This is a genomic window from Trebonia sp. (assembly GCF_030042015.1).
In the GTDB taxonomy this organism is placed as follows: domain Bacteria; phylum Actinomycetota; class Actinomycetes; order Streptosporangiales; family Streptosporangiaceae; genus Trebonia.
This window is the reverse complement of the sequence record NZ_JASIAL010000060.1, coordinates 1-3,037: the sequence shown is the minus strand read 5'-3', so window position 1 is coordinate 3,037 and position 3,037 is coordinate 1. Positions and strand designations below refer to the sequence as shown.

Sequence of the window (3,037 nt, the reverse complement as noted above, 5' to 3'; positions counted from 1 at the left end):
GGTTCTGGGAGGAGGGGCCGTTCGCTGCCGGTCATGACGTGAGCGACAGGGAGAGCTACCTGTCCCTTGTGTACCGGCTGGGCAGTACTCCCAACGGCGTGTTCGGCGCCAAGATCCACTGGAACACCCTGCGATGGGCGCTGGCGAAGTTTTCGGAGCTGCCCCGCTTCGCCGGCCTGGACCGGGCCGCGATCCTCCGCACGGCGTTTCCTGGCTTGCGGGTCGTAGATGTCAGGCGGCGCGACCGGGTCCGCCAGGCGGTCTCCTGGGCGCGGATGGCCCAGGACGGGATGTGGGTCGACCCCGTCGGCCGGCCGGAGCCTGCGTGGCCGCCCCCTGCGGGCCCGCCGCGCTATGACTACCGGCTCATCGCCGCCCTGGAGGCCCTGATCGCCGAGAGCGAGCCCGGCTGGGGCCAGCTGTACGACGAGCTCGGGCTGACGCCCTGCCAGGTCGTCTACGAGGAGCTGAGCAGCCCAGATGGTTACCGGCCGACGATCCGGGGCGTGCTGGCTCATCTTGGACTCACGGAGTACCAGGGCCAGATCCCGGCCCCCCAGACGCGCCGTCAATCCAACGACCTGAACGAGGCCTGGGTGACCGCCTACCTCGCGGATAAGGCGTCCCGCCAGGAGCACTGACTCGCAGGCAACCCCGGATGATTCAGGTCAAGCCGCTGGCTGGCTCGTTCTCGCTAGGCCGGGCGGACGAGCCTGCTAGCGAATGACGCGGTAGCGGAGGTAGACGACTTTCGAGCTGAAGGTGCGGGTCTCGGCGAGTTCGAGATCCACCCGGCGCTCGCGCTGGGCAAAGAACGGAATGCCACCGCCGACCAGCACCGGGTAGACCCTGGCCCGGTACTCGTCGATCAGGCCAAGCGCGGCCGCCTCGGCGGCGAGAGTCGCGCCGCCGATCGCGATGTCGCCCTCCGCCGGCTCGGCTCGCAGCCGCTCGATCTCCTCTGCCAAGCCTCCGGAGGCCAGGCGGGCATTGCCCTGCACCGCCGACAGCGTGGTGGAGAACACTACCTTCGGGAGCGCCTTCCAGATCGCGGCCCACTCGAGCTCTGAGTCGTCGAGCGATCGATCCTGATCGGCGGTCTCCCAGTACAGCATCGTCTCGTACAGCCTTCGTCCCAGCAGGTGGACGCCGACCTGTCGTATCTCGTCGATGACGAAGCGGAAGACCTCCTCGTCGGGCGGCGGCGCAGCGATGTCACCGTCCGGCCCGGCGATGTAGCCGTCAAGTGAGACGCCCATCGAGTAGGTCACGCTGCGCATCAGAAGTCCTCCTCGGTAACGGGTTCGACGGTACGACCGCCGGACAGCGGGCACCGGCTTGGGCCGGGTCTTCGCCGGGGGACGGTGCCCCGCCAACCCCGTGCGGTCAAAGCCCCGGCACTCGCAGCGGTAGTGTAGATCGCTACCTAACGGTAGCGCATAGTGCCGCAAAATGGTAGCTTATAAAGCTTCAGAATGGTAGCGTTATCGCATGCCAGAAGGCCGCGGTGATCGTACCGGCGATTCGGCGGCCGCCTACCGGCGCCGAATCGCCGATGACGAGCTCGATGAGCTGCTCGGTGGCCTCTCGGCCGTCGCGATCGAAGGGCCGCGCGCGGTCGGGAAGACGGCCACTGCCCTGCAGCGGGCCAAAACCGTGTACCGGCTCGACGATGAAGCACAACGCATTATCGCCCGGGCGGATCCCGCGCTGCTGATCGAAGGTGAACCCCCCGTGCTGATTGACGAGTGGCAGCGTTTGCCTGAGTCCTTCGACAGAGTCCGCCGGGCAGTTGACGCGGGTGCCCCAGCCGACAGCTTCCTTCTCACCGGGTCCGCATCGCCGAAGGACCCGCCTACCCATTCCGGCGCGGGCCGCATCGTGCGCGTGCGACTTCGCCCGATGACGCTGGCGGAACGAGACATCGATACCGCGACAGTCAGCCTTCGCGGTCTGCTGACTGGAAACCGGACCGCGGTTAACGGCCGGACCCAGGTCAGGCTCGACACATACGTCGATGAAATTCTCCGGTCGGGACTGCCGGGACTGCGATCGCTGGGCGGCCGACTGCTACGGGCGCAGCTTGACGGCTACCTGTCTGGAATAGTGGACCGCGACTTCGAGGAAGCCGGGCAAACGGTGCGGCGACCGCAGGCGCTAAGGCGATGGATGGCGGCCTACGCAGCCGCAACAGCCTCGGTCGCTTCCTTTGAGAAGATCCGCGATGCCGCAGCCGGTGATTTGGGAGAAAAACCCGCCAAGACAACCGTCCAGGTCTATCGGGACGTTCTGGAACGGCTCTTCATCCTTGATCCCGTTCCGGCCTGGCTGCCAACGACCAACAGATTCGCCCATCTCGCTTCGGCGCCTAAGCACCACCTAGCAGATCCCGCGCTCGCGGCCCGGCTTCTGCAGGCCGACGCGCCGGCACTGCTCCGCGGGCGGTCGCCGGGACCGCAACCGTTCCGGGAGGGTCCTCTCCTAGGCGCGCTCTTCGAGTCGCTAGTGACCCAGTCCGTCCGGGCGTACGCACAAGCAGCCGAGGCGCAGGTTAGTCACTTGCGCACGCACCGGGGTGACCACGAAATCGACCTCATCGTCGAGCGCGGCGGTGACGTGCTGGCAATCGAGGTGAAACTCGCGCAGGTACCAGAAGAACGAGACCTGCGCCACCTCCTGTGGCTTGAGGCTGAAATCGGCGACCGCCTCCTGGACGCCGCAGTCATCACCACGGGACCCGCGGCCTACCGTCGGCCGGACGGAATCGCCGTCGTCCCGGCCGCACTGCTTGGCCCCTGAACCCCAAATGTCCCCGCCGCGATGGCGCCCCGCGCGAACGATGCCGCCGCCGAGTCGGTCGCGCCTGTCATCGCCGCAGAGTGGCCGGTGCCGCCTGTCCTGTCCCCGGCTCCGGCCGGCTCGGACCTTTGGCCCTGCCAGCACGGCTGGCCTGGTGCTTAGTTTGCGATTAGCAATTAAATCGCTCGCTTGACGAACAGACTCCGGCAGGCCGTGCCGGGCCGCCGCAGGCCCGCCC

3 protein-coding genes are annotated in these 3,037 nt (G+C 67.5%); 2 read left to right on the top strand and 1 reads right to left on the bottom strand.

Going from position 1 to position 3,037, the window contains the following annotated elements; genetic code table 11:
* Positions 1 to 641: Stf0 family sulfotransferase (locus Q1N79_RS02900; RefSeq protein WP_300603932.1), on the top strand; the 641-nt coding region annotated here is incomplete at its 5' end.
* Positions 642 to 716: 75 nt separating this feature from the next.
* Here the strand turns inward: Q1N79_RS02900 and Q1N79_RS02895 are convergent.
* A complete protein-coding gene (locus tag Q1N79_RS02895) occupies positions 717 to 1,280 on the bottom strand; it encodes a dihydrofolate reductase family protein (RefSeq protein WP_300603929.1) in 564 nt (187 codons plus the stop codon).
* Between the two features lie 211 nt (positions 1,281 to 1,491).
* Here Q1N79_RS02895 and Q1N79_RS02890 point away from each other — a divergent pair, with 211 nt between their 5' ends.
* The gene (locus Q1N79_RS02890; RefSeq protein WP_300603927.1) at positions 1,492 to 2,799 is read left to right on the top strand and encodes a DUF4143 domain-containing protein; all 1,308 of its coding nucleotides are present in this window, start codon (positions 1,492 to 1,494) and stop codon (positions 2,797 to 2,799) included.
* The last annotated feature ends 238 nt before the right edge of the window (positions 2,800 to 3,037 follow it).